The 24,451-nt window shown below is 67.4% G+C and carries 29 protein-coding genes; 11 read left to right on the top strand and 18 right to left on the bottom strand.

Annotated features, from left to right (window positions below):
- The first annotated feature begins 123 nt into the window (after positions 1–123).
- A complete protein-coding gene (locus Q8S38_RS23960) occupies positions 124–2,463 on the top strand; it encodes a putative bifunctional diguanylate cyclase/phosphodiesterase (protein WP_305682828.1) in 2,340 nt (779 codons plus the stop codon).
- Between the two features lie 202 nt (positions 2,464–2,665).
- Positions 2,666–3,346 (top strand): N-acyl amino acid synthase FeeM domain-containing protein, encoded by a 681-nt coding sequence (locus Q8S38_RS23965; protein ID WP_305682829.1) that lies wholly within the window; start codon positions 2,666–2,668, stop codon positions 3,344–3,346.
- 52 nt (positions 3,347–3,398) lie between these two features.
- Here Q8S38_RS23965 and Q8S38_RS23970 read toward each other — a convergent pair whose 3' ends face one another.
- Positions 3,399–4,658, bottom strand: a complete 1,260-nt coding sequence (locus tag Q8S38_RS23970; protein WP_305682830.1) for an SAM-dependent methyltransferase — start codon at positions 4,656–4,658, stop codon at positions 3,399–3,401.
- Between the two features lie 226 nt (positions 4,659–4,884).
- On the opposite strand from Q8S38_RS23970, the gene Q8S38_RS23975 reads away from it, so the two are divergent.
- A complete protein-coding gene (locus tag Q8S38_RS23975; protein ID WP_305682831.1) occupies positions 4,885–5,298 on the top strand; it encodes a DUF2177 family protein in 414 nt (137 codons plus the stop codon).
- Between the two features lie 10 nt (positions 5,299–5,308).
- On the opposite strand, the gene Q8S38_RS23980 is transcribed toward Q8S38_RS23975, so the two are convergent.
- The 4 genes from Q8S38_RS23980 to Q8S38_RS23995 are packed head-to-tail and all read right to left on the bottom strand — an operon-like array spanning position 5,309 to position 8,313.
- Positions 5,309–6,334, bottom strand: coding sequence for an SAM-dependent methyltransferase (locus Q8S38_RS23980; protein WP_305682832.1), 1,026 nt, complete (start codon positions 6,332–6,334; stop codon positions 5,309–5,311).
- A gap of 4 nt (positions 6,335–6,338) precedes the next feature.
- Entirely contained in the window at positions 6,339–7,151 is an 813-nt protein-coding gene (locus Q8S38_RS23985) for a DUF1295 domain-containing protein (protein WP_305682833.1), read from the bottom strand.
- A complete protein-coding gene (locus tag Q8S38_RS23990; RefSeq protein WP_305682834.1) occupies positions 7,148–7,777 on the bottom strand; it encodes a ChrR family anti-sigma-E factor in 630 nt (209 codons plus the stop codon). Before Q8S38_RS23990 ends, Q8S38_RS23985 begins: the two co-directional genes overlap by 4 nt.
- Positions 7,774–8,313, bottom strand: a complete 540-nt coding sequence (locus tag Q8S38_RS23995; RefSeq protein ID WP_305682835.1) for a sigma-70 family RNA polymerase sigma factor — start codon at positions 8,311–8,313, stop codon at positions 7,774–7,776. The genes Q8S38_RS23990 and Q8S38_RS23995 overlap by 4 nt, the downstream gene beginning before the upstream one ends.
- A gap of 293 nt (positions 8,314–8,606) precedes the next feature.
- Here Q8S38_RS23995 and Q8S38_RS24000 point away from each other — a divergent pair, with 293 nt between their 5' ends.
- Together Q8S38_RS24000 and Q8S38_RS24005 are read left to right on the top strand one after the other, a co-directional pair.
- The gene (locus tag Q8S38_RS24000) at positions 8,607–9,959 is read left to right on the top strand and encodes an NAD(P)/FAD-dependent oxidoreductase (RefSeq protein WP_305682836.1); all 1,353 of its coding nucleotides are present in this window, start codon (positions 8,607–8,609) and stop codon (positions 9,957–9,959) included.
- The gene (locus Q8S38_RS24005; RefSeq protein WP_305682837.1) at positions 9,956–10,771 is read left to right on the top strand and encodes a DUF1365 domain-containing protein; all 816 of its coding nucleotides are present in this window, start codon (positions 9,956–9,958) and stop codon (positions 10,769–10,771) included. Before Q8S38_RS24000 ends, Q8S38_RS24005 begins: the two co-directional genes overlap by 4 nt.
- A gap of 71 nt (positions 10,772–10,842) precedes the next feature.
- Here Q8S38_RS24005 and Q8S38_RS24010 read toward each other — a convergent pair whose 3' ends face one another.
- The 8 genes from Q8S38_RS24010 to pdxH form a co-directional block, all read right to left on the bottom strand.
- A complete protein-coding gene (locus Q8S38_RS24010; protein WP_305682838.1) occupies positions 10,843–11,709 on the bottom strand; it encodes a hypothetical protein in 867 nt (288 codons plus the stop codon).
- 202 nt (positions 11,710–11,911) lie between these two features.
- The gene (locus Q8S38_RS24015) at positions 11,912–12,232 is read right to left on the bottom strand and encodes a hypothetical protein (RefSeq protein WP_305682839.1); all 321 of its coding nucleotides are present in this window, start codon (positions 12,230–12,232) and stop codon (positions 11,912–11,914) included.
- A 43-nt stretch (positions 12,233–12,275) separates the two neighbouring features.
- Positions 12,276–12,569, bottom strand: a complete 294-nt coding sequence (locus tag Q8S38_RS24020; RefSeq protein WP_305682840.1) for a GNAT family N-acetyltransferase — start codon at positions 12,567–12,569, stop codon at positions 12,276–12,278.
- A 215-nt stretch (positions 12,570–12,784) separates the two neighbouring features.
- Entirely contained in the window at positions 12,785–13,054 is a 270-nt protein-coding gene (locus Q8S38_RS24025; RefSeq protein WP_305682841.1) for a hypothetical protein, read from the bottom strand.
- A gap of 214 nt (positions 13,055–13,268) precedes the next feature.
- Positions 13,269–13,697 carry a TIGR02301 family protein gene (locus Q8S38_RS24030; RefSeq protein WP_305682842.1) on the bottom strand — a complete coding sequence of 143 codons (429 nt, stop codon included), beginning with the start codon at positions 13,695–13,697 and terminating at the stop codon, positions 13,269–13,271.
- Entirely contained in the window at positions 13,694–14,176 is a 483-nt protein-coding gene (locus Q8S38_RS24035) for an NUDIX hydrolase (protein ID WP_305682843.1), read from the bottom strand. The genes Q8S38_RS24030 and Q8S38_RS24035 overlap by 4 nt, the downstream gene beginning before the upstream one ends.
- A 15-nt stretch (positions 14,177–14,191) precedes the next feature.
- Positions 14,192–14,968 carry an SDR family NAD(P)-dependent oxidoreductase gene (locus tag Q8S38_RS24040; RefSeq protein ID WP_371125961.1) on the bottom strand — a complete coding sequence of 259 codons (777 nt, stop codon included), beginning with the start codon at positions 14,966–14,968 and terminating at the stop codon, positions 14,192–14,194.
- A 14-nt stretch (positions 14,969–14,982) separates the two neighbouring features.
- Positions 14,983–15,597 carry a pyridoxamine 5'-phosphate oxidase gene (gene pdxH, locus Q8S38_RS24045; RefSeq protein WP_305682844.1) on the bottom strand — a complete coding sequence of 205 codons (615 nt, stop codon included), beginning with the start codon at positions 15,595–15,597 and terminating at the stop codon, positions 14,983–14,985.
- A 128-nt stretch (positions 15,598–15,725) separates the two neighbouring features.
- Between pdxH and Q8S38_RS24050 the strand changes: the two genes are divergently transcribed.
- The 3 genes from Q8S38_RS24050 to fabI all read left to right on the top strand — a co-directional run bounded on the left by Q8S38_RS24050 (position 15,726) and on the right by fabI (position 18,208).
- On the top strand, positions 15,726–16,187 hold the full coding sequence (locus Q8S38_RS24050; RefSeq protein WP_305682845.1) for an RT0821/Lpp0805 family surface protein: 462 nt from the start codon (positions 15,726–15,728) through the stop codon (positions 16,185–16,187).
- 134 nt (positions 16,188–16,321) lie between these two features.
- Positions 16,322–17,248 carry a DnaJ C-terminal domain-containing protein gene (locus Q8S38_RS24055; RefSeq protein WP_305682846.1) on the top strand — a complete coding sequence of 309 codons (927 nt, stop codon included), beginning with the start codon at positions 16,322–16,324 and terminating at the stop codon, positions 17,246–17,248.
- Positions 17,249–17,365: 117 nt separating this feature from the next.
- Positions 17,366–18,208: an enoyl-ACP reductase FabI gene (gene fabI, locus Q8S38_RS24060; RefSeq protein ID WP_305682847.1), complete on the top strand. Its 843-nt coding sequence runs from the start codon at positions 17,366–17,368 to the stop codon at positions 18,206–18,208.
- A gap of 292 nt (positions 18,209–18,500) precedes the next feature.
- On the opposite strand, the gene folK is transcribed toward fabI, so the two are convergent.
- Genes folK through folP form a run of 3 tightly spaced genes read right to left on the bottom strand, consistent with a single transcriptional unit; the run spans position 18,501 to position 20,231 of the window.
- On the bottom strand, positions 18,501–19,025 hold the full coding sequence (gene folK, locus Q8S38_RS24065) for a 2-amino-4-hydroxy-6-hydroxymethyldihydropteridine diphosphokinase (protein ID WP_305682848.1): 525 nt from the start codon (positions 19,023–19,025) through the stop codon (positions 18,501–18,503).
- The gene (folB, locus tag Q8S38_RS24070; protein ID WP_305682849.1) at positions 19,015–19,389 is read right to left on the bottom strand and encodes a dihydroneopterin aldolase; all 375 of its coding nucleotides are present in this window, start codon (positions 19,387–19,389) and stop codon (positions 19,015–19,017) included. Before folB ends, folK begins: the two co-directional genes overlap by 11 nt.
- Positions 19,386–20,231, bottom strand: coding sequence for a dihydropteroate synthase (folP, locus tag Q8S38_RS24075; protein WP_305682850.1), 846 nt, complete (start codon positions 20,229–20,231; stop codon positions 19,386–19,388). The genes folB and folP overlap by 4 nt, the downstream gene beginning before the upstream one ends.
- A 153-nt stretch (positions 20,232–20,384) precedes the next feature.
- Here folP and Q8S38_RS24080 point away from each other — a divergent pair, with 153 nt between their 5' ends.
- Positions 20,385–20,981: a histidine phosphatase family protein gene (locus tag Q8S38_RS24080; RefSeq protein ID WP_305682851.1), complete on the top strand. Its 597-nt coding sequence runs from the start codon at positions 20,385–20,387 to the stop codon at positions 20,979–20,981.
- 55 nt (positions 20,982–21,036) lie between these two features.
- On the opposite strand, the gene ribB is transcribed toward Q8S38_RS24080, so the two are convergent.
- Together ribB and aroC are read right to left on the bottom strand one after the other, a co-directional pair.
- Entirely contained in the window at positions 21,037–22,314 is a 1,278-nt protein-coding gene (ribB, locus tag Q8S38_RS24085; protein WP_305682852.1) for a 3,4-dihydroxy-2-butanone-4-phosphate synthase, read from the bottom strand.
- Positions 22,315–22,508: 194 nt separating this feature from the next.
- Positions 22,509–23,627, bottom strand: a complete 1,119-nt coding sequence (aroC, locus tag Q8S38_RS24090; protein ID WP_305682853.1) for a chorismate synthase — start codon at positions 23,625–23,627, stop codon at positions 22,509–22,511.
- Between the two features lie 139 nt (positions 23,628–23,766).
- Here aroC and Q8S38_RS24095 point away from each other — a divergent pair, with 139 nt between their 5' ends.
- Positions 23,767–24,009, top strand: a complete 243-nt coding sequence (locus Q8S38_RS24095; protein ID WP_305682854.1) for a type II toxin-antitoxin system Phd/YefM family antitoxin — start codon at positions 23,767–23,769, stop codon at positions 24,007–24,009.
- A complete protein-coding gene (locus Q8S38_RS24100; RefSeq protein WP_305682855.1) occupies positions 24,006–24,434 on the top strand; it encodes a type II toxin-antitoxin system VapC family toxin in 429 nt (142 codons plus the stop codon). The genes Q8S38_RS24095 and Q8S38_RS24100 overlap by 4 nt, the downstream gene beginning before the upstream one ends.
- The last annotated feature ends 17 nt before the right edge of the window (positions 24,435–24,451 follow it).

Consider the following 24,451-nt stretch of genomic DNA (forward strand, 5'->3'; position numbering starts at 1 on the left):
CTTAACCAAACCCCACATATTGACGGAACGTAATGAGCACTGCCGGATTGGATGGCTGGGACCACAACTTGATGTTAACCGCAGCCGCGGATCGTGCTGGCATCCGGCCCGCAAGGACACCCTATGCACCCCCCAACCTCTCCTCGCGTCAACGATCAGGGATTGCGCGACGAGGTCTACATTTCGCTGGTGCGCTCGCTCTATGCCGATCCGCGAACCCTGCTGATCGGGTCGAGCGGGACGGTGCTGGCTGCGTTCGTCAGTGCGGCAATGACGCAGCATCCGGCGTTCTATGTTTGCGCCGTCGTCCTGCTCGCCCTGACGCTGATCCGCACCGCCGATGTCGCGCAGTTCAAGGCGGCCGACCGGCAGATCGGCAACCCCGGCGACGCCGCGCGCTGGGAGCGGCGCTACACCGTCTTCTCGTCGGCCTATATCTTGGTGCTGGGCACCTGGTCATTTCTCAGTTTTGCCCTGGACGCCAGCGCCCCCGTCCAGCTCCTCGCCTTCTCGATGACCCTGGCGAACATGATCGGCGTCGCCGGCCGCAACTATGGCAGCCGCATGCTGGTGCTGGCCCAGCTGAGTTGCGCCGGCGTGCCCCTGCTGGCGGGCCTCGTCCTGGGCGGCAACGGCCATTACGCGATCGTCGCCTGCGTTCTCGGCCCCTTCCTGCTCAGCTTCAAGGCGATCGCCGACAAGCTCCGCGCGACGCTGACGACAGCCATCGTCTCGGCCAAGCGCGAGCGCCTGCTCGCGTCCCGTCTCGAGGCTGCCCTCGACAACATGGCGCATGGCCTGTGCATGTTCGATGGCGAAGGCAGGCTGTCGCTGGTCAATCGCCGCCTTCCCGCCATCATGGGCCTGCCCGCCGGTCTGGCCGTGCCCGGCCGCAGCATCGGCCGCTTTCTCATCTGCTGCCAGCGCGCGGGCCTGATCGGCCGCACCCAGTTGCGCAGTCTCGTCCTTGCCGCGCGCCTCGCCCTGCGGGATCAGAGCGAGGCGCGGCTGACCGCCAGTCTCGCCAACGGCCACATCCTCGAACTCACCTTCCGGATCTCGGGCGTCGAAGGAACGGTCGTGGTGATCGAGGACATCACCGAGCAGCGCCTGCAGGAGGACACGATCCGCCAGCTCGCGCATTACGACCCGCTCACCGGCCTCCCGAACCGCAGTCTGTTGAAGACCCATCTGCAGACACGGATGGCCAGCGCGGATAACGGCTTCGCAATCCTGTTCATCGATCTCGATCACTTCAAGAAGGTCAACGATACGCTGGGCCATCCCTATGGCGATGCCCTTCTGATCGAGGTGGCGCGCCGGCTGGCGGCGCTGCTGGATTCCGCATCCCTGATTGCGCGGCTCGGCGGCGACGAATTCGTGGTGGTCATGCCCGGCATGGTCGATCGCTGCGCGCTGGAACAGATCACAGCCCGCGTCGGCGCCAGCCTGTTCCAGCCTTACGAGATCGAGGGCAACGCCATCGTCACCAGCGCGAGCATCGGCATCGCGATCAGCCCGGACGACGGGCGCGACGCCGACATCGTCATCCGCAATGCCGACCTCGCGCTCTATGCAGCCAAGTCCGCCGGCCGAGGCTGCGCCCGCTTCTACGACGCCGGCATGATCGACGCCGCGCGCGCGCGCCGCCTCGTCGAGATCGACCTGCGGGAGGCATTGGCTCGCGACGAATTCGAGATCTTCTACCAGCCGATCGTCGCGATCGGCACCGGCCGGATCACGAGCTGCGAGGCCTTGCTGCGCTGGCGCCATCCCGAGAAGGGGATCGTGGCGCCCGGCGATTTCATCGGAATCGCCGAGGAGGTCGGGCTGATCACGCAGATCGGCCGCGTCGTGCTCGACAAGGCGTGCCGGGAGGCGACGCTGTGGCCCGAGAGCGTCTCGGTTGCAGTCAACATCTCGGCCATCCACTTTCGCGGCGATGTCATCGTCAAGGACGTGAGCGACGCGCTCACCCGCTCGGGACTGAAGGCCACGAGGCTCGTGATCGAGCTCACGGAATCGGCCCTGATGCAGGACGATGCCCTGGCCCTGTCGACCCTCACGCGACTGCGCGATCTCGGCGTCGGGATCTCGCTGGACGATTTCGGAACGGGCTATTCGAGCCTGAGCTATCTCCAGTCCTTCCCCTTCCACAAGATCAAGATCGACCGGTCCTTCGTCTCCGGCGGCCGCGAGACACGGAAGGACCAGACCCTGCTGGTCGGCATCGCCCGCCTGTGCAAGGAGCTCGGCCTGACGGTCGTCGCGGAAGGCGTCGAGACGGCCGAGCAGCTCGACGGCCTCGTGAAGATGGGCGCGATCGACGAGGTTCAGGGCTATCTGCTCGCCCGCCCCCAGGCGACCCCGCTGGTTCGCCAGCTGATCGGCACCTTCGCGGCGCGGTCCCTGACCGCGACGGTCGAGCGCCCGAATGTGCGCCGTCTGGCCCGCCGGACGTGACGGCGGGTTGATACCCGTCGCATCTCTGTCGCAGATCCGCGGACGACCACCCTGAACGACGGTGGGTCTGGCGCATTCTTGTGCAGACTCCGCCTTGACGACTCTGTTTCGCCGCGCCGATGGTTAAGATCTCTTAACCATAGTCGGTCGCATCATGGTCCTCGCCGTCGCACACCAAACGCTGTCCTTGAACGACCGCGTCATGCGTGCGCTCGACCGGGTCGAGTACCGCCTCGCCGTCGATGCGGAGGCACGCGATCGCATCTTCAACCTGCGCTATCGCGCCTATCTGCGCGAGGGTGCGATCGCGCCCAGCGATGACGAGCGCTTCACCGATCCCGTCGACGACCAGCCGAACTGCCTGATCTTCGGCGTCTACGCGGATGGCGATCTGGCCGGAGCCATCCGCATCAGCCTCACCGTGCCGGGGCTGCCGCAGGTTCCGACCGCCAGCGTCTTTCCCGACGATATCCTCCCCCAGATCGAGGCCGGCCTCGTGCTGGTCGATCCGACGCGATTCGTCGCCGACGCGGCCTGGTCGCGCGAACTGCCGGAGCTTCCCTATCTGACGCTGCGGCTGCCCTGGCTGGCGATGGAGCATTTCGGCGCCGACATCATGCTGGCGGCGGTGCGGCCCGAGCATTACCCGTTCTACCGCCGGCTCTGGGGCAACACGGTCGTCAGCGCGCCGCGTCTCTATCCCGGCCTCGCCAAACCCGTTCTGCTGTCGCAGCTCGACTACGGCAAGGCCGCACCGCGCGTCCACGCGCTCTATCCGTTCTTCAGGGCCCGCGAGGATGAGCGCGAGACCATCTTCGGCGCAGGGGTCATCGCGTGGCCCTCCGTTGCCGGACGACAGGCTCCGCGAGCAAGACCGGTCTGATCGCAGCGGCCCTGGCTGCGGACCGGTCGACTGGGGGCGGTCCAGTTGCCCCTCAGCGCGGTCCCGACTCCGCGTTCCGGTTCACCGTAATGGCAAACAACCCGACATCGGTCGCCGCGCTGCGGAAGCCGCCCTCGCAATAGCAGAGATAGAATTCCCACATCCGGCGGAACGGCTCGTCGAAGCCCAGCGGCCCGATCGACTGCCACTGCACCAGGAAGCGCCGGCGCCATTCCTGCAGCGTCAGCGCGTAGCTGTCGCCGAAGCTGAAGCGCTCCGCCAAGCTCAGACCCGCGGCGGCGATCTGCTCGCGCATCGCGGTCGGCGACGGCAGCAGCCCGCCGGGAAAGATGTAGTGCTGGATGAAATCGGCCCCGCTCGCATAGGAGGCGAAGCGGCTGTCCTCGATCGTGATCGCCTGCAGCACGATCCGCCCGTCCGGCTTCAGGCAGTTGCGCAGGGTTGCAAAATAGCTCGGCCAGAATTCGCGCCCGACGGCCTCGATCATCTCGATCGAGACGATGCGGTCGAACTGCCCCGTCGTGTCGCGGTAATCCTGCAGCCGCAGATCGACCCGGTCTGACAAGCCGGCCGCCGCGACCCGCTGCTGCGCATAGGCGAGTTGCGAGGGCGAGAGCGTGATCCCCGTGACATGGCAGCCCTCGCGGGCCAGCCGCTCCGCCAGCGCGCCCCAGCCGCAGCCGATCTCGAGCACGCGCTCGCCACCCTTCAGCTGCAGTCGCTCGACGATCAGGTCGAGCTTGGCGGCCTGCGCCTCCTCCAGCGTCTGTCCCGGCTGCGTGTAGAGCGCCGAGGAATAGGTCATGCTCTCGTCGAGCCATTGCGCGTAGAAGGCGTTGCCCAGGTCGTAATGCGCCGTGATGTTGCGCGCACTGCCGCGCTTTGTGTTCGCCCGGCCCAGATGCAGCGCCCGGGTGATCAGCCGGGCCGGCCAGGAGCCCGAAATCAGCGCCCGGACCGTATGATCGTTGACCGCGGCGAGTTCGATCACCGCCGTCATGTCGGGGCTGGTGAAATCGCCGTCGCAATAGGCGCGCGCGAAGCCGATATCGCTCTGCAGAACCAGCCGCCGGATCGCACGCCAGCGCTTCAGCACGATGGTGGCATCCGGCCCCGGCTCCGGGGCCTGCTGCACGAGCACCTCGCCTTCCGGCGTTACGACGGTGAGCCGGCCGCGCGCCAGCCTCGCCATCAGCCTCGCCAGAAACGACCGCGACAGCCCCAGGCTCCAATCCACGGCCGGTCTGGCCGGGCGATCGATGGGCTCCTGCTGCGTCTGTCTGGTCGTCATGGCCACCTTACCGATTCAGGCTGGAACGCAGCCACGGTCTCGACGTTGGTTGAGGACGTCGGAAGGTCGCCGCAGGCGCTCCACGGAGCGGAGCATTGGAAACTGATACGCTGCGTCGACGCAAACAGATTTGCAGACCCGGCGGTTCGCGGTGTTGTCCCGCCATGGCCGACCAATCCGTCGAGCGCGCGCCGCCGTATTGCCCAGTAACGGGTTGGAGAGACACATGACGTTTATCGCAGCTTATCTCGTCTTTCTTCTCGTTTTCGGCGTGATCGACGTGATCTGGCTCTCGATCATGGCCGGTGCGCTCTATCGCCCCGCGCTCGGCGCGCTTCTTCTGGACAAGATCAGGTGGGCCCCTGCGCTGCTGTTTTACTTCGCGTTCCCGGCCTTGCTGATCCATTTCGCCTTGATGCCCGCCTTGCAGGAAGCCTCCGCGACCGCGGCGTTCACGAACGGGGCGCTGCTCGGCCTTCTCGCCTATGGCACCTATGATCTGACCAATTACGCGACCTTGCGTCCCTGGACGCTGAAGATCACGGTGGCGGACCTGTTCTATGGAGCCATCGTGGCCGGCGTTTCGACGCTAGCCGCGTTCAGCGCGGTGGTCGCAATGCGGGGCTGGGGCTGGCTCTGAGAGCGGCGGGTCAGCGCGGTCGCAGCCGATAGTGCCCGACGCCCCATGATTCCCCCGAAGCGTGACCGAACAGGCCGCTGGTCGCCAGGAAGAACAGCCGCCAGCGCCGCCGCCACAGCGCGGCATCGGCGCCGTAGACATCCGCGAGGATCGGATCGATCACCGGCAGGTTGCTGTCGAAATTGACCAGCCAGTCCTCGGCGGTGCGGCGGTAATGCTCGCCGCTCCAGTGCCATTCCTGCTCGACCTGGAACAGCTCCGGAAAGCAATGGATCAGCCGCCGGCTCGGCATCAAACCGCCGGTGAAGAAATGCTGGGCGATCCAGTCGGATTTGTCGTTGACGTCGAAGCGATAGCAGGCTGCGCGATGCGTGAAGACGTGCAGGAACAGCCGCCCGTCGGGCTGCAACCAGCCGCGCGCGCGCGCCAGAAGCTCCGCCCAGTTCGCCATATGCTCGAACATCTCGACAGAGACGATGCGGTCGAACCCGCCGTCGCACTGGAAGGCGTTCATGTCGGCGGTGACGATGCGCAGATTGCTCAGCCCCCGCGCGGCAATCTCGCCTTCGATGAAGGCCCGCTGCGAAGCGGAGTTCGAGACCGCGACGATCTCGGCCCGTGGCAGGCGCTCCGCCATGAACAGCGACAGCGACCCCCAGCCACAGCCGAGCTCTAGAATGCGCTGGCCGTCCGCGAGGCCGGCATGCTCGACAGTCAGTTCGAGCGCGCGGATTTCGGCCTGATCGAGCGTCGTTGCGGCCGTCTCGTAATAGCAGGACGAGTATTTGCGCCGCGCCCCGAGAACCGTCTGGAAGAAGGCCGCCGGCACCTCGTAATGCTGCTGGTTGGCGGCATCTGTATGCCTAGCGACCGGATAGGCTGCCATGGCGCGCACGAACTCGGCGTCGGGCTGGACACCGTCCTGCCGAAGCGTGCGGTCCGTCCGGCCGACGAGCGTCGCAATGCCCGCCCGGCTGACGAAGTCCGGCAAGGGGATGCGCTCGCCCCAGGCTCCGAGCTTCTCGATCAAGGTCATGGGTTCAGGCGCTCCGGGCGGCCGGCGGCCAGGGCAGCAGCGCACTGGTGCGGCGCTGATAGGCCCGGTAGGCCTCGCCATGCTTGGCGACCATATGCTCTTCCAGCGGCGGGATGCCGGAGATCTTGGTGAGCAGCAGCGTCATCGCCAGCGGCGCCAGTACGGCGACGAAGCCGAAGGCGTAGCCCGAGGCTGCGATCGCGATGGCGGGGTAGGACGCCCACAGCACGCATTCGAAAAAGTAGTTCGGATGCCGCGACCAGGCCCAGAGCCCGCTGTCGCAGATCTTGCCCTTGTTGGCCGGGTTCTGCGCAAAGGCCCGCAACTGCCGGTCTGCGACCGCACCGCCGCCGACGCCGAGCGCGAAGACCAGCACGCCGACCAGATCCTGCAGGCCGAGGCTGGGCGCCGGGTTGTGTGCCGCCAGCACGATCGCGATGGCGAGCGGCGCGCTTGCCAGAGCCTGCATCATCATGAACTTGAACATCTGGCGGTCCTTGTCGGCCCCCCAGTCGCGCTTGAGCTTGGCATAGCGCGGATCGTCCGAAATGCCGCGGGTGCGCGAGGCGACGTGCAGCCCCAGCCGCAGCGCCCAGGCCGCCGCCAGAGCCGCCACCAGCAGGCGCCGCGACAGCGGCCCCTCGCCGAACGGCAGAAGCGCGCCGATGATGCCGGTGGCGCCGAGCCCGAAGGTCCAGACCGCGTCAATCCAGCCCGAATTGCCGGTGCGGCGCTCGATCAGCCACGCCGTGCTCATCGCGACCGCCATCAGCGCCGCGACGGTTGCGAGCGCCAGACCGAAGGAGGCGACGCTCACAGCCGCACCAGCGGTTGCAGCATGCGGCCGAGCCAGCCCTTGAAGCGGACCTCGCCTGTCAACGCGACGATGCAGGTGCAGCCCTCGACGGGATCGACATGCGGGTGGTGCTCGTGGTCCTCGTTCGCTTCGTCGAAATCGCCGCGAGCGAAGCGGCCATATTCGTGCTCATAGGCTCCGGCGAGGATCGTGGTCCATTCGTTGCCGGTGTGGCGATGCTCGGGAAGACGCGTTCCAGGCGCGGCCCGCAGCATGAAGACGCGGGCCTCCGCGCCGGGCACATGCACGCGCCGCAGCGACACCCCTCGCCCGATCATGTGCCAGCGCCCCAATTCATAAGGCTGCAGCACGCGCGGCACGCCGGCCTCGCGACGCGGTGCGGGGCTGCGGCCCAACTCGCGACCGCCCCCGAGGCGCGCCAGCGCGTCCTCGGCCGAGGACAGCATCGGCACGGCCTCGCCGCGCGCCAGCACCGCGCCGCCGATCGCGTCGATCTCGCGCAGCGCATCGGCCGAGGCCGGGTTCATTTCGACATGGGCGGCCACGACAAGCGACATGCCCTCGTCCAGCCGGCCTGCGGCAAAGCCGGCCAAAGTCTCGTCCGACGCCAAATGCCGGGCGTTCATCGCAGATCCTCCAGATGCCGGCGCAGATGCGCCATTGCGAGCCGCAGTCGCGACTTCACTGTCCCGAGCGGGATCGACAGCCTGTTGGCGACGTCCTGGTGGCTGAATCCCTCGAGAAAGGCGAGTTCGACGACCCGGTACTGCTCCTTCGACAAACCCGTCAGTGCCTGGCGCACGCGGGCGTCGCGTTCCGAGCCGGAGATCACCTGGTCGGGCTGCTCCGGCCCCTCCTCCTCGAGGATTTCGAACACCTGCGACAGGCGCGAGCGCTTTTCGCGGCGGGCGTGGTCGATCCTGAGATTACGCGCGATCGTCGCGATCCAGGTGCTGGCGCCGGCCTTGGTCGGGTCGAACAAGGCGGCCTTGCGCCAGACCGTCATCAGCGTTTCCTGCGCCAGTTCCTCGGCCAGGTCGGGCGGGGTACCGCCGCGCATCAGCAGGCCCTTCACGCGGGGTGCGAAATGGTCGAACAACCGCGCGAAGGCCTGCCGGTCGGCGGAAGACGCGATGGCCTGGACGAGGGCGTCTGCATCCATGGGAACGGTAATCGAACCTCTTCGCACCCTGGCGGGAACCAGGGGTCGTATCTTGAATGCCGTTTCGGACGTTGCGAACATGCCAGCTTTACGCAAGCGGTTCGCATCTGGATCAGCCGGCGGTCGGAGTGCCATGCATCAGATGGCGGCACGATCGCAAGCCGCAAGGTTCAGCGGAAGCCTGCACACCATGATGGAGGTGCCGTGCGCTGGCGAGCGCGATCCGCATTTGCCTGAACCGATCACGCAGGCCAGACGTAACACAGGCACATCCCCGCGGCGAAGGGCGGTTCATGCACGGCTCGTTTCATCCACCTCTCAAGATCGCGGTCGTCGGCTCCGGCATTTCCGGGCTGTCCAGCGCCTGGCTGCTCTCGCAGGCCCATGAGGTCACGCTTTATGAGAGTGCGCCCCGGCTGGGCGGGCATGCCAACACCGCCTTCGCGCCGCAGGCGGCCGGTCCCGATGTCGCGGTCGACACGGGCTTCATCGTCTACAACGAGGCGACCTATCCGAATTTCACGGCGCTGATGGCCCATCTCGACGTGGCGACGAAGGCGACCGAGATGTCGTTTGCCGTCTCCCTCGACGAAGGCCGGCTCGAATATGCCGGCACCAGCCTGTCGGGCCTGTTCGCCCAGCGCGGCAATCTGCTCAAGCCGCGCTTCTGGTCGATGCTGAACGATCTGCGCCGCTTCTATGCACAGGCCTCGCGCGACGCCGAGACGCTGGCGGAGACCGGCCAGTCGCTGGGTGATTATCTCGACGCCGGCCGCTATGGCGCAGCCTTCCGCGACGACCATCTGCTGCCGATGGCGGCGGCGATCTGGTCGGCGCCGTGCAACGAGATCCTGTCCTACCCGGCAACCGCTTTCATCCGCTTCCACCACAATCATGGCCTGCTCAAGCTGACCAACCGGCCGGTCTGGCGCACCATCGTCGGCGGCAGCCATTGCTATGTCGATCGTCTGAAACAGGCCTTCGCCGGTGAGATAGCCGTCGGCCGCGGCGTGCGCCGCGTTCACAGGACGGCCGATGGCGTCATGGTCGAGGATGTCGGCGGTACGGTACGGCGCTTCGACGACGTCGTGCTCGCGACCCACGCCGATCAGGCGCTGGCCCTGCTGGCGGATCCCTCTGTGGACGAGCAGGCCCTGCTCGGCGCCTTCCGCTACAGCCGCAACCGCGCGATCCTGCACACCGACGACACGCTGATGCCCAAGCGCAGGGGCGCCTGGGCGAGCTGGAACCATCTCGGCGACCGCACCGCCCCGGACGCGCCCTGCGCCGTGACCTACTGGATGAACCTGCTGCAGGGCCTGACCTCCGACAAGCCGCTCTTCGTGACGCTCAACCCGCCGCGCGAGCCGCGGGCGGGCACGGTGCTGCGCGAGGAGATGTACGAGCATCCGATCTTCGACGGCCCGGCGCTCGCGGCCCAGACGCGGCTGTGGTCGCTGCAGGGGCAGCGCGGGACCTGGTTCTGCGGCGCCCATTTTGGCGCGGGCTTCCACGAGGACGGGCTGCAGTCGGGGCTGGCCGTCGCCGAGGATCTCGGCGGCGTGCGCCGGCCCTGGAACGTCGCCGACGAATCCGGCCGGATCCCGCGCAGGCCGTTGCAACCGGCGCTGGACGCTGCCGCATGAACCCGCAATCCGCCTCGGCGCTGTATGTCGGCCGCGTCAGGCATCTGCGGACGCGGCCGCGCGCGCACAAGCTGTCCTATCGCGTCTTCTGGATGCTGCTCGACCTCGACGAGATCGACGCGCTCGCCGGCAGGCTGCGCTGGTTTTCGCGCAACCGCTTCAACCTCTACGCCTTCCGCGACGCCGATTACGGCGACAGGACGGGCAGCCCGCTGCGTCCGCAGATCGAGGCGCTGTTGAGGGACGCCGGTCTGGCGCCCGATGGCGGGCCGCTGCGCCTGCTGACCATGCCGCGCATTCTCGGCTACGCCTTCAACCCGCTCAGCACCTGGTTCTGCCACCGCCGCGACGGCACGCTGATGGCGATCGTCTACGAGGTCCACAACACCTTCGGCGAGACCCACAGCTATGTCGCGCCGGCAGGCCCGGGCGGAATGGTCGCCCAGGAGGCGGTGAAGCAGTTTCATGTCTCGCCCTTCATGGAGCTCGACATGAACTACCGCTTCGATGTGATGCCGCCCGCGCAGACCATGTCGGTCTCGATCGACGGGTCCGACGCGCAGGGCCGCCTGATCGCAGCGACGATGAGCGGCGCCCGCCGCGATCTGTCGGATGGGGCCCTACTGGGTTTGCTCGCCAGCCATCCGCTTCTGACCCTGAAAGTGACGCTCGCGATCCATTGGCATGCCATCCGCCTGCTGCTGAAGCGCGTGCCCTTCGTCCCTCACCCGGCCCCGCTCTCGCCCAACGTCACGCTGGGGCGCGAGGCTGGCAGGTCGAGCAAGCCGGCCATCCCCGCGCACCGGAGCTAACGAGGCCTGGCCCAACAAACGAAAAAAGGCGCCCGAAGGCGCCTTTCCGTTAGGGTGGACAGACGACCGCCTCAGCGACGCGTGAAGAGATCGATCTCCTCGTCGCGATGCTGGCCACCCAGCATGGCGGCCAGGTAAGCCGCGGCAGCGCCGACGAGCAGGACGGCCGCCGTGAGGAAGGCGATCAGGACGGCGGTCTTGCGCGCCGTCTCGGCCGCCTGCCGGGCCGTCTCCTTGGCCTGGTTCAGGCGGGCGTAGGCGTCATCGATGCGCTTTTCGGCCTCGACCTGCGGGATGTTCATCCGCGTCGCCATGCGGGACGCGATGTATTCGCGGTCCGAAGGCTCCAGGCTGCCATTGCTCAGGCTGCGGACGAGGATGCGCGAAGCCTCCTCGCGCTCGCCCTGCGTCGGAGGCGTCGCGCCATTCGACCGCATGACGCCGTCGAGCGCCGAGGCCAGCGGATCGGCCTGCTGGCTGATCAGCGAGCTTGCACCGCTCGCGACCGCCGCAACGCCGCTCGTGGCCGTCCGCGCCGCGCCCATCAGCGACGACGAGGTGATGAAGGCCACCAGCAAGGCGCCCACCGCCCAGACCACGAGACCATGCGCGCCGTCGCGAACACCGCGCTCATGCGATGACGAAGCCGACAGAGGCTTGCGCATCCGGCCAGCGAGATAGCCGCCCGCGCCGCAGGCCGACACCGTGATCCAGAGCGCCCAGAGCGCGCCAACGACGGCCAGCGCCGTCATGCTGGTCGAACGCGCCGTGTCGGCGGAGACGAGCGAAAGGCCGATGGCCGAACCGAAGGCCGCCATGATCGTCGAGATCGCGGCAGAGAGAACGGCGCCCCCGAGGATCGGGCTCCATTCGAGATAGGAACCCGTGGTTTGGGAACCGGGCTGGGTGACGAGGACGTCGGATGTGCCGAGCGACATGGCGATACCCTTACCGGAGACCGAGGAACGACAGGATCGCCAGAACGACCACGACGAGACCGACGAGATAGATGATGCTGCTCATGACTGAACCCCCATTGAGAACTGCGCCCAAGCGCGTGTGGGGGCTCAACCGCAAGGGCGGCCGGATGTTCCGCATTCCCGGGTGAGGAAGCGGCTGAGGTGAAGGGTGGATTCCGCCTCAGGAGGGGCGCTTCGCCTGCCAGCGCTCGATGCGGTCGATGATCCACATCGTCAGGCGCGCCATCGGCCGACGCAGGATCGGCACGTCGGCGGCGATCAGCATCAACCCCAGCGGCAGCATCCAGACACCCAGAACCGGCAGGAACGAAAAAATCCCGCCGACGATCAGAAGCAGGCCGACAGGCAGTCTCGCCCACAGCGACGCGGGGTGGCGCAGCCAGCGCAAGGTCGATCCGACCCGCGTCGGCAACAGGCGCTCCAGCCGCTTGAACGCCGCGCGAAGTTCCTGCTGGGGACGGTTCTGCTGGGATGGCGACATGCTGAAATCTCGCGCCGGCGGAAGGCAGCCAGCGAAGGGACCGTTACGCGAGGACGTCGGCGAATTCAGGGTGGCGGCGTGCCCAATCCGCGACGAAGGAGCAGCCCGCCACGATCCGCCGGTCGCTTGCCCGCGCCGTCTCGAACACTCCCCGGACCAGTTGGGAGCCCAGACCCTGGCCATTGAAGGCTGCAGGGACTTCCGTATGGGTCACGATCAGCCTGTCGCCATCGCGGCGAAAGCTGGCGAAGGCCAGCCCGCCGGCAAAAGCCATTTCGAACCGGCTGCCGGCGACATTCTCGACCACCGCACCGATCTTTTCCCGCGAAACACTCATTGCACGCCTTTGGCCCATCGATCCTGTCCCGATCATATGGGGTCGGTGTCGACGCGGCGCCAGCAACGCCCACATACGCCGACGACGCGCAGGCACGTGACGCAGGGAGTTGGCGCGGTCGCTCGGACGGAGCGCTGAAAGGTAACGGAAGACGAGAGAGGCGGCTGGCCGGCCCCTCATCGACGACAAGCCGCCGCCTTGCGACGGCGGTCGCCTCAGTGGCGGGTACCGCTGCTGAACGCCCCGGTGCGGACCTTGTCGGCGAGCCCCTCGGCGAAAACGGCGGTCGCTTCCTCGCCATAGGTCTCGACCAAGGTGCGGAAGGCCGCAAACAGCGCTGCATGCGCCAGGGCATCGCTGTCGAGCCCGTCCTGCTGCGCCTCGGTGAACGCGTCCTCGACATAGCCATAGGCGACGCGGCGAGCGTCGTGGCAGTCCTCGGCCGAAACCAGATCGAGCGGCAGATCGTCGGAAATGATGGACATGAAGGCGAGGACTCTGCGGCTTGCTTTGATCGGCTTGTTATGGCGCGAAGGTGGCTCGTCTGCCGCGAATCAAGCCAGTTTCGGCCCGCTCCGTGACGATCGACTTCTGTTGAACCATAAGCCGTGCCAGAGCGGGACGCTACCACCCCCTTTAGGAAAGGTTAACGCGGCGGGCTAAATCCGTTGAAAGCCGGATTTGCCGTTCGCCTGTCGCCTATCCGCCATAGCGGCCTGCCAGCCCGCGCGCCAGACGCTCCCCCTCGAGCGCCAGCCGGGTCGAGGCCTCCTGGCTGCCATCGGTGCAGGCGCGATGGGTCAGGGAATAAGCCCGAAAGCCGCGATTATAGGCGCTGGTGAGCCGCTCGCGCCGCGCCGGCGTGCGCCCTTCGGCCTCGACCAGCCCGGCCATGCGGTCACGCCAGCCCTGCGCCTCCTTGCCGCCGCAGAGCGTGCGCAGATAGGCCAGAGACCCCATGATCTCGGCCAGTTTGAGCAGCTGCGGTTCATAGGGCGGCGGCGGCGGCTCGGGCGCGGGAGCCGGCTCCGCCGGTCTGGTCGCAGCGGGCGGGCGCTGTTGCGCCGGAGCCCCGCCCGGCGCTGCGGCGACCAGCACGACCAGCAGGGCAAGCGCCATTCGCCTCATGCGCCCTCCCCGGCCCGAAGCAGGATCTGGCGCGCCCGGCGCAGCACATCGGCGAGTTCGCGCGTCGTCGGCAGGCCGCCGAGCTTGAGCGGATCGGCCCACATCACGGCCCCGGCCTCGGGCCCCGGCTGCGGTTCGCCGGAGACCCATTCGCCGACGAAGGACGCAACCACGAAATGGTGGCTGACGACGCCCAGCGCATCGCGGCCGAAGATCTCGACATGGCGGTTGAAGCCGATGATGCGCGCACGCACGCCGACCTCCTCCTCCAATTCGCGCAGCGCCGCCGCTTCCAGCGTCTCGCCCACCTCGACCTTGCCGCCGGGAAGCGACCAGAGCCGGTCGGCCGGCGGCTTCGTGCGCGTTGCGAGCAGCACCTGGCCCTCGCGGAACACCGCGACGGAGGCCGCCAGCACCGGCCGGGGCGGCGCCTTGCCCGTCGCTGGAAAGCGGATGACCTGCGCGCCGTCGCCGCTCATCTCAACCCGCCCGCCTCATACGTGCTGGCCGCCATTGATATGCAGCTCAGCGCCGGTGACGTAGCTCGAGGCATCGGTGCAGAGGAAATGGATCGCGCGCGCGACCTCTTCCGTCCGGCCGAGTCGTCCGAGCGGCAGCGTGGCGACGATCTTCTCGGTGCCGGGCGATAGGATGGCGGTATCGATCTCGCCGGGTGAAATCGAATTCACGCGAATGCCGAGCGGGCCGAAATCCGAGGCCATCTCCCGGGTCAGGCTGGCCAGCGCCGCCTTCGAGGTCGCATAGGCCGCCCCTGCGAAGGGGTGGACGCGCGAGCCGGCGATCGAGGTGACGTTGACAATGGTGCCCTTTGCCGCCGTCAGCTCGTCGAGCAGCCCGCGCGCCAGCATGATCGGCGCGAAGAAATTGACCTGGAAGACCTTGTGCCAGTCGTTGAAGGAGGTGGTCGCCGCGCCGAGACGGGCGCCCTTGGGCCCCTTTGGGGAAATGCCGGCATTGTTGACCAGCGCGTTGAGCTTGCCGCCCTCGGCCGCGAGCCGGCGCTTGATCTCGGCGATGCCGCGCATGGTGTCCTCGGGATCACCGAGATCGATCTGGATGTGGTCGTCGGCTCCTGATGGCCAGGGACACTTGTCCGAGAAGGCCTGTCGCGAGCAGGACAGGATGCGCCAGCCCGCCATCGCGAACTGCATCACGGTGGCGTGGCCGATGCCACGGCTCGCGCCGGTCAACAGCATGACCGGCCGCTTGCCCGCCTCGGTTTTCGGAAAGTCGAATTTCGGCATCGCCATCGGGCTTATCGTCCTCACGGATAGAGACGGGCGCGCGCCCAGGGTTCGCCGATCTGGGCGCGGCTGAAGACGACGCGGTCATGCAGGCGAAAGGCGCCGTCCCGCCAGAACTCGAGATAGACCGGGCTGATCCGGAAGCCTGTCCAGTGCGGCGGCCGCGGGATCGTGCCGACGCCGAACTTCGCCGCCTGGAACGCGACCGCCTTCTCGAGCGCGAAGCGGCTCTCCAGGGGGCGGGACTGCTGCGAGGCCCAGGCGCCGATCCGGCTGTCGCGCGGCCGCGACTGGAAATACGCATCGGCCATCTCGTCGCTCACGACAGAGACATGGCCGCGAATCCGGACCTGGCGGCGCAGGCTCTTCCAGTGGAACAGCGCGGCCGCCTTCGGCTGGCCGAGCAGCTCCTCGCCCTTCTGGCTCTGCGTGTTGGTGTAGAAGACGAAATCCTCGCCGTCGCGCCCGTTCAACAGCACCATGCGGCTGTTGGGCATGCCATCGGCATCGACCGTCGAGAGCGCCATGCCATTGGGGTCGTTCGGCTCGCTCTTCTTGGCCTCTTCGAACCAGGCCGCAAACAGCGCGAAAGGGTCCTGTTCCTGCGTGAAGTCACCGCTCGTTAACCGTTCCACGTGTCTAATCCTCAAGGCTTTGGGGTGTTGCGTTTGGGCGAGCGCGAGCGGTGATCTTGGACATAACAGCACGACTATATAGGACAGGGACCGGGCCGTCCCAAAGCCTTCCGCGGCGCGTCGCCGCCATGCGTCGGCTCGCGGCCGTCGGCGCGAGCTGTCTGGCGCTCCTGGCCGCCGGCTGCTCGGTGTCGTTCCCGATCCTGGGCCTGTCGAGCAAGGCCGAAGACGACGTCGCCACGACCTCCTCGGTCCTCCCGGCGCGCGGCACCAGCAAGCCCGGCCCCCTCACCGCGTTGTCGTCGGAGCTCGGCCCCGAAGACCAGCGCCGTGCGGAAGGCGCGATGGCCGTGGCGCTCGATCCGCAGGGCAACGGCGCCGCCGTCTCCTGGGACAACCCGCAAAGCGGGCTGAAGGGCTCCTTCATCCCGGTCGGCGGCCCGTTCCTGCGCTCGGATGAAATCTGCCGCGCCTTCATCGCCCAGGTGCAGACGCAGTCAAAGCCCCTCAAGCTGCAGGGCACGGCCTGCCGGCCTTCGGGCGGGGATTGGCTGGTCAAGGACATGGAGCCCTGGAAGGGCACGACCTGACGGTGGTACCGCAAGATGATGCGATCATCGCTGTTGCGTTGCGGCCACACCATTCCCAGATAGAGCTCTTGAAATAGGGATCGGCCGCGGCCCGCACCCGGCCGGTCCGTCGTCACGTCCATTGGGGTTCATCCATGCGCGACCCGTACGAAATTTTGGGTGTCGCCCGCTCGGCGAGCGAGGCCGAGATCAAGAAGGCCTATCGCCGCCGCGCCAAGGATCTGCATCCTGACCGCAACCGTGACGATCCCAAGGCGCAGGACCGCTTCTCGGAGCTGAACGGCGCCTATGAGATCGTCGGCGACGAGGCCAAGCGCAAGCAGTTCGACGCCGGGCAGATCGACGCCGAGGGCAAGCCCAAGTTCCAGGGCTTCGAGGGCATGGGCGCCGGGCGCGGTGGCCGGGCCGGCGGCTTCGAGTTCAATTTCGGCCAGGGGGGGCGCGGCCATCCCTTCGGCGCGGGGGCCGGGGCGGGCGCGGGCGCTGGTTTTGACCCCGCCGATATCTTCGGCTCGCTGTTCGGCGACGCAGCGCGGCGCCAGGGCCAGGCCCGCGCCGAGGCCCAGAAACCGCCCGAGCAGACCTTCACGCTGGAGGTCACGCTGGCCCAGGCGGTGGCGGGTGCGACGCGACGCGTCCGCCTGCCGGGCGGACGCGAGGTCGAGGTGACGATCCCCGAGGGCGTCGCCGACGGCAAGGTCATGCGCCTGCGCGGGCTCGGCCAGCAGGATCCGTTCTCCGGACAGGCCGGCGACGTGCTGATGACGATCAAGGTCAAGCCGGATTCGCGCTTCACCACCGAGGGCGATGATCTCCGCACCCGCGTGCCGGTGCCTCTCGCCCGCGCGGTTCTGGGCGGCCCTGTCCATGTCCCGACCCTGACCGGCACTGTCGAGATGAACATTCCGCCGCTGACCGGCACGACCAAGTCCTTCCGCCTGCGCGGCAAGGGGCTCAAGGGCGAAGGCGGCAAGGCGGGCGATCTCTTCGTGGCGATCGACATCGAGATGCCGGCCAGCGACGCCGAACTCACCGCCTTGATGAAGGCACGGGCCGAATAGCCGGCCCGCTGTCGCCTTCGCAGCCCCCCGCTGGGGGGCGCCGGGCAAATCCGGTTTCCACTTGCGCCGCCATGTTCTAAGAGACGCCCTCAAACTCATCCAGTTAGCGGGTCAAAGATGCCTGATTCCACTGCCGCCGCCCGGCCGACCGCCAATCTTCTCAAGGGCAAGCGGGGCCTCGTGATGGGCGTCGCGAACAACCGCTCGATCGCCTGGGGCATCGCCAAGGCCGCGGCCGACGCCGGCGCCGAGCTCGCCTTCACCTATCAGGGCGATGCGCTGAAGAAGCGCGTCGAGCCGCTCGCCAAGGAGCTGGGCGGCCATGTCGTCGGCCATTGCGACGTCACCGATTCGGCCACGATCGACGCCGTCTTCGCCGAGGTCGAGAAGCTCTGGGGCAAGCTCGACTTCGTCGTCCACTGCATCGCCTTCTCCGACAAGGACGAGCTGACCGGGCGCTATGTCGAGACGACCGAAGCCAATTTCACCAAGTCACTGCTGATCTCCTGCTACTCCTTCACCGCCGTCACCCAGCGCGCCGAGAAACTGATGACCGATGGCGGCTCCATGCTGACGCTGACCTATTACGGCGCCGAGAAGTGGATGCCGCATTACAACGTCATGGGCGTGGCCAAGGCCGCGCTGGAGTCGAGCGTGCAGTATCTCGCCGCCGATCTCGGCCCCTCGAAGATCCGCGTCAACGCGATCTCGGCCGGGCCGATCAAGACGCTCGCGGCCTCCGGCATCGGCGATTTCCGCTACATCCTGCGCTGGAACGAGTACAACTCGCCGCTGCGCCGCACTGTCACGATCGAGGAGGTCGGCGAGACCGCCGTGTTCCTCGTCTCCGACATGTCGCGCGGCATCACCGGCGAAATCCTGCATGTCGACGCCGGCTACCATGTCGTCGGCATGAAGGTGCCGACCGCGCCGGACATTTCGCTCGACAAGGGCGAGTGAGGTCGCGCGATGGCTGATGCTGATACGCTATCTCCACGCCAAGGCTGGCGCGAAGATTCCAAGCGTCTCGCCGCTGCCGGAGACGACGCATTGGTATGGCCTGCATTCGCCAATGACGGTGATCATGACCTCGTGTGGAACGCGCCTGATCAGCAATCGGAAAAGGCGCCGTCATCCCGGGCAAGCGAAGCGCAGACCCGGGATCCATCTTAGAGTTCCGAGCCCTCCGATGGATCCCGGATCGGCGCCGCTTCGCGGCTTGTCCGGGATGATGATCCGGTTCTTGCGGAGGCTATCTGGCTTCGATCAGCAGCAGCGCCTGCAAACGATCGCTTTCGGACGCGTCGCGTTGGACATCCGTCGCCTCAAGCGCGCCTTCCAGCGTGGCGGCGTCGGATAGCCCGATCATTAACCCCGGCGCGATCTCCGCCAGCGGCGCCAGCACGAAGGCGCGTTCCGCGATCCGCGGATGCGGCACCTGCAGGCCGGGATCTTCGATTACCTCGCGGCCATAGGTCAGGATGTCGATGTCGAGCGTGCGAGGCCCCCAGCGCTCGCGCCGTTCGCGCCCGCCCTCGCGTTCGAGATCCAGGCACAGATCGAGCAGCGCCCGCGCCGGCAGCTCCGTCTCGAGCAGCACCGCCATGTTGAGGAATTCCGGCTGGTCGAGCTTGCCCCAGGGCGCCGTGCGATAGACGCTCGACGGGCGGACAGCAGAGATCGCGGGATGCCGCGCCAGTCGCGAAAGCGCATGCGCGAACGCCGCGACGGGATCGCCCAGATTGCCGCCGAGCCCCAGCGCCGCCTCAACCCTCACGCCGGTAGCTCAGCGTGATGCCGACGCTGGCCAGCGTCGCGTGGATCGGCGGGGCGGGCTTGCGCAAGGTCACTTCGATGCGGGTCACCGGCGGAAAGCCGTCGAGCACGGCAAGCGCAACGGCGCGCGCAGCCGCCTCCAGCAGGTTGAAGCGGCTGGTCGTGAAAACCTCGGTGACGACGGCGACGACCTTGCCGTAATTGACCGTGTCGGCCAGCGCGTCGCTGACGGCCGAAGCCCGCAGATCGACCTCAAGCGTCAGGTCGAGGACGAAGCGCTGCCCCAGCCGCTCCTCTTCCGAAAAGAAGCCGTGATAGGCGTAGATATCGAGCTTCTCGATCAGGATGATGCCGGTTTCGCTCACGCGCGGGGCTCCGAAGGCTGTGACAGGGCGACCCAGACCTTGAACGCCTGCGCATGCGCGGCGACGTCATGGGCGCGAATGATGGCCGCCCCCTGCGTCGCCCCGTAGAGATGGGCCGCGACGCTGCCGGCGACGCGGTCGGCCGGGACGCTCTGGCCGGTGACGACGCCGATTACCGATTTGCGGGAGGCGCCGAGCAGGATCGGGCAGCCGAGTTCCTGGAGCTTAGCCAATCGCCGGATCAGCAGCAGGGACTGCTCCGGCGTCTTGCCGAACAGCCCGATGCCGGGATCCACGACGATCTGCTCGCGCGGAACACCGGCGGCCAGGGCGATCCCGATGGAACGCTCGAGAAAGCGCAGAACGTCGGACAGGATGTCGAGCCCGGGATCTGTCGTCTCGCGGTTGTGCATCAGGATGATCGGCGCGCCATGCCGTGCGGCGACGTCGGCGATGGCGGGGTCTCGCTGCGCGCCCCAGACATCGTTGATGATGGAGACGCCAGCCAACAGCGCCGCCTCCGCCACCTCAGCCTTCCAGGTGTCGATCGACAGGGGGGTCCTTGTCCGCTGGCGCAAGCCCTTGATCACCGGCAGGACGCGCCCGAGTTCGACGGCGGCCGTCAGCGGGGCATGACCCGGCCTCGTCGATTCACCGCCGATATCGACGATGTCGGCCCCGTCAGCCACCAGCCGCACGCCATGCGCGATCGCCTGTTCGGCGTCGGCCAGCAGGCCGCCGTCCGAGAAGGAATCGGGCGTGATGTTGACGATCCCCATCAGCAGGGGCGAAGCGTCGAGGGCGAGCCTGCGACCATCGGGCAAGGTCAGAGCCGGCGGCATGAACCATCATCCGGAGAGGCGGAGTGCGGCCTATAGACCGCCGCTCCGCGGCAGGCCAATGGAAACGACGGCGCGCGGCCATGGCTGCGACGCATGGCCCCGATCCGACGCGGCGCTTTGACGTCGCGTCCGTCAACGTGCAGAAGCCGAACCATGGTCCCCATCACGCTTCCTCACCGGCTCATCCTCATCCGTCATGGCGAGACCGACTGGAATCGCGAAGGGCGCCTGCAGGGCGGGCAGGACATCCCCCTCAACGAACTCGGCCGCACCCAGGCCGCCGAGGCCGCCGGACGGTTGCGGACCCTGGCGCCCGGCTTCGCCACGCTCGAGTATATCGGCTCGCCGATGCAGCGCGCCCGCGAGACCATGGACATCCTGCGCGCGACGCTCTCGCTCGAGCCCGGCGCCTATCGCCTCGACGACCGGCTCAAGGAGCTGACCTTCGGCTGCTGGGAAGGCTTCACCTGGCGCGACATCCGCAAGGCCGAGCGCGAGCAGGCGCAGCTGCGCGAGCGCGACAAGTGGAGCTTCGTGCCGCCCGGCGGTGAAAGCTACGCCATGCTCGCCCAGCGCATCCGGCCCGTGCTGGAAGAGCTGACCCGCGAAACCGTCATCGTCAGCCATGGCGGGGTCGCGCGCGCCGTGCTGGCGCTGGTCGGCGCGGTCTCGCCGCAGAAGGCCTCGATGGTCGAGATCTGGCAGGGGAAGATCCTGACCATCACCGGCAGCCAGGCAGACTGGGTCTGAACCATCGCCGTTCGGCAGCAATCGCGACGGACCGACCCGTCATTGCGAGCCTCTCTCACACCAGCGGCTGGGTGTCCGCGATCTCGATCCCGAATCCGCTCAGGCCCACGAAGGAGCGCGGCGACGAGGCGAGATTGACGATCGAGCGGACCCCGAGATCGCGCAGAATCTGGGCGCCGAGCCCGACCTCGCGCCATTGCTGCGAGCGTTGCGCGTCCGACCCCTCCTCGACGCTCTTGATCGGCACGCCGGCCGAACCGTCGCGCAGATAGATCAGAACGCCGCGCCCATCCCCCTGGAATCGCTTGAGCACGGACTGGATCGCGGTGGCGCCGCCGAGCACGTCGGCCACGACATCGGCCCGGTGCAGCCGCGCGGGGATCTTTTCCCCGTCGCCGATCTTGCCCGCGACGAAGGCGAAGTGCTGCGTGTCGTCGAAGGGCGTGACGTAGACATGGCCGGTCATCTCGCCGAAGGCGGTCTTGACCGGGAAGGAATGCACCCGCTCGACCAGCTTCTCGCGCGACTGGCGATGGGCAATGAGGTCGGCGACCGTGATCTGCTTGAGACCATGCTTCTTGGCGAAGGCGGTGATCTGCGCACCCTTCATCACCGTGCCGTCGTCATTGGCGAGTTCGCAGATCACGCCGACCTGCGGCAGGTCGGCGAGCTTGCAGAGATCGACGGCGGCCTCGGTGTGCCCCGAGCGCATCAGCACGCCGCCATCTTTGGCGATCAGCGGAAAGACATGGCCGGGGCGCACGAAATCGGCCGCCCCCATATTGCCGTTGGCGAGCGCGCGCACCGTGTTGCAGCGCTGCTCGGCCGAGATGCCGGTGGTGAGCCCGTGCTTGACGTCGACCGTGATGGTGAAGGCGGTGCCCAGCGGCGCGTCGTTGGACGACACCATCGGGTCGAGCCGCAGGCGACGCGCCTCGGCACTGGTCAGCGGCGCGCAGACGATGCCGCAGGTGTTGCGGATGATGAAGGCCATCTTCTCCGGCGTGCAGAGCGAAGCGGCGACGATCAGATCGCCCTCGTTCTCGCGGTCGTCGTCATCGGTGACGATGACGATCTCGCCGCGGGCGAAGGCTTCGATGGTGGCGGTGACGGTGTTGGGCATGCTGGCCTCGCGCGGCCCGACGAGGCCGAGGAAATCATTGGGAGTGACGGAGCCGCCCGTGGCGGCGGCGATGCGCTCGGCGCTTTCGCGCGAGATCCACGCGGTATGGTCGTTGCAGAGCGCGGTGACGCTGGCCGGCGACAGGCCGATCTGCCGCGCAAAGGCGCTGCGGCCGATCTTGTTCTGCGTGAGCCAGGCGTCGAGCTTCATGGACGGAAGCTAGTACACGCGCTATTCATTCGCAATGAATGCCGGAAAAAATTTCAGTATTGCTGAAACGCACATTTCCACGCGTCATGCCCGCGCTTGACCCGAGCATCTCGGGCGAGATGACGCTGCGGAGCCTCGCCCGCTGAGAGATTCTCGGGTCTGCGCTGCGCTCCGCCCGAGAATGACGGCTCCAATCACTCCTGAAACGGCCACCTTGCCTCGACCACGCCGACCTGCGCGCGATGCCGCAGATACTGGTCGGCCAGCACGCAGGCGACCATGGCCTCGCCAACCGGGACGGCGCGGATGCCGACGCAGGGGTCGTGACGCCCCTTGGTGAACATCTCCGCCTCACCGCCGGTCCGCGTCACGGTCGCCCGCGTCGCCAGGATAGAGGAGGTCGGCTTCACCGCGAACCGCGCCACGATCGGCTGCCCCGTCGAGATGCCGCCCAGCACGCCGCCGGCATGGTTGGACATGAACAGCGGCGCACCGCCATTGCCCACCCGCATCTCGTCGGCATTCTCCTCGCCCGAGAGCGCGGCGGCGTCGAACCCGTCGCCGATCTCGACACCCTTGACCGCATTGATGCTCATCAGCGCAGCCGCGATCTCGGCGTCGAGCTTGGCGTAGATCGGCGCGCCCAGACCGGCTGGCACGCCCTCGGCCACGATCTCAAGCACCGCGCCGATCGAGGAGCCCGATTTGCGCACGCCGTCGAGATAGCCCTCGAAGAAGGCAGCCGCCTTCGCATCGGGGCAGAAGAACGGGTTGCGGCCGACCTCGTCCCAGTCCCAATTGCCACGGTCGATCTTGTGCGGGCCCATCTGCACCAGCGCCCCGCGCACGATCATGCCGGGCACGACCTTGCGGGCGATGGCGCCGGCGGCGACCCGCATCGCGGTCTCGCGCGCCGAGGAGCGCCCGCCGCCGCGATAGTCGCGGATGCCGTATTTCACGTCATAGGTGAAATCGGCGTGTCCCGGCCGGTACTTGTCCTTGATGTCCGAGTAGTCCTTCGAGCGCTGGTCGACATTGTCGATCATCAGCCCGATCGAGGTGCCCGTCGTCACCTGCACGCCGTCGCTCTCGCGCGGAAACACGCCCGAGACGATCCGGACCTGGTCGGGCTCCTGACGCTGTGTGGTGAAACGGGACTGGCCCGGCCGCCGGCGGTCGAGATCGCCCTGGATGTCGGCCTCGCTCAGCGGCAGCAGCGGCGGGCAGCCATCGACGACGCAGCCGATGGCCGGCCCATGGCTCTCGCCGAAGGTGGTGACGCGGAAGAGATGGCCGAAGCTGTTGTGGGACATGGGCTGAGCCTGACGGAATGAACTGGCAGGCTCATAAGCCGGAATCCAGCAACGTGAAAGGCGGGAAGCCGCGAGGGGCCCTTGGCAAACCCTTGCCCGGATGGTAAATTATGACTAATATTTTGGTCAGGAGGCTGATGTGAGGTCTGTTGCCCTGGCGGAGGCGAAAGCCCAGTTGAGCGCTCTGATCGACGCGGTCGAAGCGGGCGAAAGCGTCTGCATCACGCGGCATGGCAAACCCGTCGCGCATTTGACCGCGATCGAGAAACCGCAAAAGCCCCTCGATATCGAGAAGCTTAGGGCGTTCACCAGATCACAGCCGATGCAGAACGAGGACGCCGGCACCTTCATGCGAAGGCTGCGCGACGACGCACGCTATTGAGGCCCTACCTCGATACATCGCTCGTCGTCTCCGCGCTCGTCCACGAGGAGGCATCGGACGCGGTCCATGACTGGCTGGCAAGTCGCAGCGGTGTACGCTTCGCCATCAGCGACTGGGTCGTGGCCGAATTCGCGGCCGCTCTGTCTCGCAAGCGTGCGCTCCACGAGATCTCGACCGCTCTCCGGGAAGAGGCCCAGTTCCAGTTCGACAGCCTCCTGGACGGAGAGTTCGATGTCCTGCCGGTCACGCGTGAGGAGTTCCGCGTCGCGGCCAGTCTCGCCGGCCGAAGCCTTCAGGGCTTGCGGGCCGGCGACGCGCTGCACCTCGCCATAGCCAAAACCAACACGCTGATGCTCTGCACGCGTGACATCAAGCTTGCAGCGGCGGGCATCGATTTGGGGTGTTCTATGCAGTTGATCGGCTGAAACAGCTGAGTTTGCTC

This window comes from Allobosea sp. (assembly GCF_030695125.1).
In the GTDB taxonomy this organism is placed as follows: domain Bacteria; phylum Pseudomonadota; class Alphaproteobacteria; order Rhizobiales; family Beijerinckiaceae; genus Allobosea.

What these genes read in the sequence shown, in the direction of transcription:
- Q8S38_RS23960 (WP_305682828.1), top strand. Translation starts at nt 124, where the DNA reads ATGCACCCCCCAACCTCTCCTCGCGTCAACGATCAGGGATTGCGCGAC.
- Q8S38_RS23965 (WP_305682829.1), top strand. Translation starts at nt 2,666, where the DNA reads ATGCGTGCGCTCGACCGGGTCGAGTACCGCCTCGCCGTCGATGCGGAG.
- Q8S38_RS23970 (WP_305682830.1), bottom strand. Translation starts at nt 4,658, where the DNA reads ATGACGACCAGACAGACGCAGCAGGAGCCCATCGATCGCCCGGCCAGA.
- Q8S38_RS23975 (WP_305682831.1), top strand. Translation starts at nt 4,885, where the DNA reads ATGACGTTTATCGCAGCTTATCTCGTCTTTCTTCTCGTTTTCGGCGTG.
- Q8S38_RS23980 (WP_305682832.1), bottom strand. Translation starts at nt 6,334, where the DNA reads ATGACCTTGATCGAGAAGCTCGGAGCCTGGGGCGAGCGCATCCCCTTG.
- Q8S38_RS23990 (WP_305682834.1), bottom strand. Translation starts at nt 7,777, where the DNA reads ATGAACGCCCGGCATTTGGCGTCGGACGAGACTTTGGCCGGCTTTGCC.
- Q8S38_RS23995 (WP_305682835.1), bottom strand. Translation starts at nt 8,313, where the DNA reads ATGGATGCAGACGCCCTCGTCCAGGCCATCGCGTCTTCCGCCGACCGG.
- Q8S38_RS24000 (WP_305682836.1), top strand. Translation starts at nt 8,607, where the DNA reads ATGCACGGCTCGTTTCATCCACCTCTCAAGATCGCGGTCGTCGGCTCC.
- Q8S38_RS24005 (WP_305682837.1), top strand. Translation starts at nt 9,956, where the DNA reads ATGAACCCGCAATCCGCCTCGGCGCTGTATGTCGGCCGCGTCAGGCAT.
- Q8S38_RS24010 (WP_305682838.1), bottom strand. Translation starts at nt 11,709, where the DNA reads ATGTCGCTCGGCACATCCGACGTCCTCGTCACCCAGCCCGGTTCCCAA.
- Q8S38_RS24015 (WP_305682839.1), bottom strand. Translation starts at nt 12,232, where the DNA reads ATGTCGCCATCCCAGCAGAACCGTCCCCAGCAGGAACTTCGCGCGGCG.
- Q8S38_RS24020 (WP_305682840.1), bottom strand. Translation starts at nt 12,569, where the DNA reads ATGAGTGTTTCGCGGGAAAAGATCGGTGCGGTGGTCGAGAATGTCGCC.
- Q8S38_RS24025 (WP_305682841.1), bottom strand. Translation starts at nt 13,054, where the DNA reads ATGTCCATCATTTCCGACGATCTGCCGCTCGATCTGGTTTCGGCCGAG.
- Q8S38_RS24030 (WP_305682842.1), bottom strand. Translation starts at nt 13,697, where the DNA reads ATGAGGCGAATGGCGCTTGCCCTGCTGGTCGTGCTGGTCGCCGCAGCG.
- Q8S38_RS24035 (WP_305682843.1), bottom strand. Translation starts at nt 14,176, where the DNA reads ATGAGCGGCGACGGCGCGCAGGTCATCCGCTTTCCAGCGACGGGCAAG.
- Q8S38_RS24040 (WP_371125961.1), bottom strand. Translation starts at nt 14,968, where the DNA reads ATGGCGATGCCGAAATTCGACTTTCCGAAAACCGAGGCGGGCAAGCGG.
- Q8S38_RS24050 (WP_305682845.1), top strand. Translation starts at nt 15,726, where the DNA reads ATGCGTCGGCTCGCGGCCGTCGGCGCGAGCTGTCTGGCGCTCCTGGCC.
- Q8S38_RS24055 (WP_305682846.1), top strand. Translation starts at nt 16,322, where the DNA reads ATGCGCGACCCGTACGAAATTTTGGGTGTCGCCCGCTCGGCGAGCGAG.
- fabI (WP_305682847.1), top strand. Translation starts at nt 17,366, where the DNA reads ATGCCTGATTCCACTGCCGCCGCCCGGCCGACCGCCAATCTTCTCAAG.
- folP (WP_305682850.1), bottom strand. Translation starts at nt 20,231, where the DNA reads ATGCCGCCGGCTCTGACCTTGCCCGATGGTCGCAGGCTCGCCCTCGAC.
- Q8S38_RS24080 (WP_305682851.1), top strand. Translation starts at nt 20,385, where the DNA reads ATGGTCCCCATCACGCTTCCTCACCGGCTCATCCTCATCCGTCATGGC.
- ribB (WP_305682852.1), bottom strand. Translation starts at nt 22,314, where the DNA reads ATGAAGCTCGACGCCTGGCTCACGCAGAACAAGATCGGCCGCAGCGCC.
- aroC (WP_305682853.1), bottom strand. Translation starts at nt 23,627, where the DNA reads ATGTCCCACAACAGCTTCGGCCATCTCTTCCGCGTCACCACCTTCGGC.